At 38.8% G+C, this 3,746-nt stretch carries 3 protein-coding genes and 1 pseudogene; 1 reads left to right on the top strand and 3 read right to left on the bottom strand.

The window, feature by feature from the left end; translation table 11 throughout:
• Nucleotides 1–68: 68 nt before the first annotated feature.
• The 3 genes from FCV43_RS19090 to FCV43_RS19100 form a co-directional block, all read right to left on the bottom strand.
• Nucleotides 69–383, bottom strand: coding sequence for a hypothetical protein (locus tag FCV43_RS19090; protein ID WP_136996070.1), 315 nt, complete (start codon nt 381–383; stop codon nt 69–71).
• A gap of 151 nt (nt 384–534) precedes the next feature.
• A complete protein-coding gene (locus tag FCV43_RS19095) occupies nt 535–1,506 on the bottom strand; it encodes a hypothetical protein (protein ID WP_136996071.1) in 972 nt (323 codons plus the stop codon).
• A gap of 872 nt (nt 1,507–2,378) precedes the next feature.
• Nucleotides 2,379–2,792 carry a DUF2913 family protein gene (locus FCV43_RS19100; RefSeq protein ID WP_346762999.1) on the bottom strand — a complete coding sequence of 138 codons (414 nt, stop codon included), beginning with the start codon at nt 2,790–2,792 and terminating at the stop codon, nt 2,379–2,381.
• A 202-nt stretch (nt 2,793–2,994) separates the two neighbouring features.
• On the opposite strand from FCV43_RS19100, the pseudogene FCV43_RS19105 reads away from it, so the two are divergent.
• Nucleotides 2,995–3,414, top strand: a pseudogene (locus FCV43_RS19105) (transposase); the annotation flags it as partial.
• Between the last annotated feature and the right edge of the window lie 332 nt (nt 3,415–3,746).

The raw sequence follows: 3,746 nt of genomic DNA on the forward strand, positions 1-3,746 counted from the left end.
TGCCGTAAACACCAAAGTTGAAGCGAACCAAAAATGCCGACCGTTGGGAATCCGTCTTAAATGCTTTGTTATAAGGCGGACTCAAGGACCATATCGTGACCATCGATTTCAATTAGTCCAAAGTCACCTTCTAAAGAAAGGGAGCCTTGCAAATAAGATACTCCTTCAACTTCACCTAATGTCGGTATGTCATTTAAAGTCGTCTTTTTAGCAGATAGCTGCATTCCCTTAAAACGAACAGATATCGTTTTACCTTGCTTATTACTGACAAAGAGTTTGACCTTCTGATCGGACTCTAAAAGGAATAGCATTTCGATATAGGTATCATCAAAACTTTGATTAAGCGTGAGTAACTCTGAATCAATTAGACAATTTAGTTCCATATTTCTCCAAGCCTTATAACGCCGCATTAAGGGGTGAACAACGCCTCCACCCAACCTAAAGTATTGTACCGTAAACACTAAATTTGAAGTAGATGCAAAAATGCCAAGCGTTGAGAATCCCTCTTAAATGCTTTGTTAAGTTTCAATTACGCTAAACTGCCCAAGGTGCTTTTTTAAATTCAATCCTTGCATTATTTAGCTTATATTCCCGTTCAAGTTTACTCGTTAAAGAAAAAACGATATCCAATGATTTTTTATAAAACACTAAAACATCTTGTAAGTCTCTTGATTGTTCAGCATAACGTAATTTAATGGCATCTTTGTCAGTAGGCAAAGATTCTAACAATGATATATCTATTTCCGGGCAAGAAAGTTCTACTCTTTCATATAGCTTAATAAGGTCATGCCCATATGCTCTTTTGCCAGTTTTTTGCTTTATCAGAACTTTAAACGACTTTTCCATAGCAAGATGAAGTTCCCAGCAACCAATAGAGATCCTTTCTGGTCTGAACGAAATTATATCATCAACCGCTTTTTCAAAGTGGCTCCATATTCCCCTCAACATACTTGAGGTGTCAGCATCAAGACCATCAACAGTATTCAAATTTAAATTTATAGTTCTTATAATCGAAACAAGCTCTGATACTTCGTAATTTAATTTTGAATATTGTTCTTCATTTAAAATATTTAAAGGAACTCTCTTGTCAAAAAAAGACTCTATTTTTTCTGAGTCAAGCATCTTGTCAGGAAATATAAGCCATGCAGTGCCTTTATTGGTTGGTTCAGATAGTGTTAGCGGAATATTTATCCTTAAAGGCTGTGCATACGACGTAATGATGCCTGTGGCGTTTTTTTGGGTCGGTATTCTAACTAACTCCCCATATTTTCCATGAAACCATTGCATAATCAACGGTACGATAATGCGTAAAAATGCATCCTGTTTTATAAACTCACTTTTTGATTCAAATGAATCTAATACAATGTAGTTTTCTACAAAGTAAATAGCAGCCTTCATATATCGATCATGAATAGGAATATGATTAGCCGTAAGTGCGTCATCAATATCAGGCATGATTTCATCAATATAAGCTTTTAACTCTGGATTAAATTCGACAGTTTTCACTTCCCCTCCTTTGAAACTTAACGCCCAATTAAGTTGCAGACCAACGCAAACCTGAACCTAAAGCAACGCACCGATTACACCAAAACCAATTGGAGCTGAAAATGCCACGCGTTGGCTGTCAGCTTGAATTGCTTGTTAGGTGATTAATTTTACGCCTGATTTTACCAACAAAACAGACGTTGAGAATAACTTTACGCGATGGATGGGAAGTGATGCTCTTTTCCTTTTTACAACTGCCCATGAGTTAGAAAACAGAACAATTCAAATTTGAACGATTTCAAAGTGAAAATGACACGCTGTAGCATGTCGGCGGAATTCACCCACAGAAGGTTATTGAAACAATTTACTCGCAGCGATAAGCAACTGAAACCGTAATGAAAACCACAAAAATATGCCTTTTTACATTTTAGATTTCAGATTTAAAACTACGATTCATTGAGTAAATCGAATGATTCAAAATAAGAAAAAGCTCGTGGGAAAAACCATTTCACCAGACCACACCTAACGCTATCTAGGCGGTAAAAAGCCGTCTTTCGTAAGAAGAAAGAGCAATCTTTATCCCAAGACTAAAAAACAACCATCTATATAATGATTGCAATTCATACAGTTATAACTGAAACTACCATTGCCCCTGCAGGATAGACAGCCATAAGCCTCTTAATGTTGATATACATCAATGTTAATTATCACTGGTTAGGTATACGGTATATTTATCTATCGAAATGATGTCATTGATAAAAGCTAATAAAAAGAGGGGGCTTTTTCCTAGCAAAGACATGACTAAAATTGTCCTAGGTGCAATAACATATGCGCTTGATGCGTCATAGCGTTCCACTCTTTCATTTCTGCAACATACAGCGAATGCTGATTAATCACCTCAATAAGTTCGGGCGCACGCTCAAGCTCAATAAAGAGTGAGACAGGGGCGATTTGCACCCCCCGTCTTTAAAGCAATGTTCAAGAAGCTGTTCCAATACATAAAGAATACCCGTCTCACAAAGTTGAGTTTCATCGAGTAACTTCGACTCAATCCCTTCTTTGTCGTACAACACCACAAGTAAATGATAAAGCAGTTCAGCCCCCGCGACGCGGTGGGCTTTCGATTGAGTATTCAATAGATAGAGTTTATTTTCTAAATTTCCATTTTTATTTCGGGCGGTATTGAGCATCAAACGAATGTCTCCTTTGATGTCCGCCAGCTCTTTCAATTTCGGTGTTAAGTACCGAACCAGGACTTCATTACGTTTGGCCACCGGCATAAATCGTGAAGAGAGGTGCATGCTCATGGGTAAAAATAACAGATCATCAGTGGTGAGGGTGTGTAAATGAAGGAGTAATCCTGGTCTCTTGCTTATCTCATAGGTTACATCGTCACACTGTTAAGTTGAAGGAGCCGTGCGATGCGACTTAATAATAAAAACTCGCCCACAGAAGGTCAGTATAAGCATACTAGGGCGGTAACCTACGAAAGGCGAAAGGTACGGCTGTGGTCGTCAAATAGAACCCTGTAAAAGGCTCATGGATCTTGAAAGTGTTGGTGAGGTAACAGCATCCATGCTCTATGCTAATTTGGGTGATGGGACACAATTTACTAACGACCGACAAGCATCAGCGTTTATCGGGTTAACACCGAAGCAATACAGTTCAGGTGGTAAGGTGACGATGATGGGTATTGATAAATTTGGCGGAGTTAAAGATCTTCGCTCAATGCTTTACCTTGGTGCTATGGCATACATATATCGACTGCCTGACTCACCTACAAACCAGAAACAGGCGTGGCTTATCAAGTTAGTCAATAGAGTCGGTTTCAAAAGAGCTTGTATCGCTTTGGCAAACAAAACTGTCAGAACAGCCTGGGCAATGCTTCGCTATGAAACAAAATATCAGTCAAAAACATTATCCTGCTAGCAATATAAATTAACAGATTACAAATAATGATATTCAATGGTTAGACCAGCCTGCTGAGACCCTGACTACTTCGCAATGCTATAAAAAGCTTTTTCGCGGCAAGGACAGTAGGTGCGCATGCATCAAAGGTTAGAAGGTCGCTCCTTCAATGAGAAACCGAATATACGACCGCATCTTATCCATTGCATATTCTTATCTTGTAAAACCCGTGGATTCCATATACGAAGTAGGTGGCGGCCTTTTTTACGATTTCTAGCTCTTCTGCTTGCTCTGCCAACTGCCTCTTTAGCTTAGCGACTTCAACGGCCAATTCTTGTTCTCGTTGGCTAATA

The organism is Vibrio genomosp. F6 (assembly GCF_005146325.1).
GTDB classification, from domain to species: Bacteria; Pseudomonadota; Gammaproteobacteria; order Enterobacterales; family Vibrionaceae; genus Vibrio; species Vibrio cortegadensis.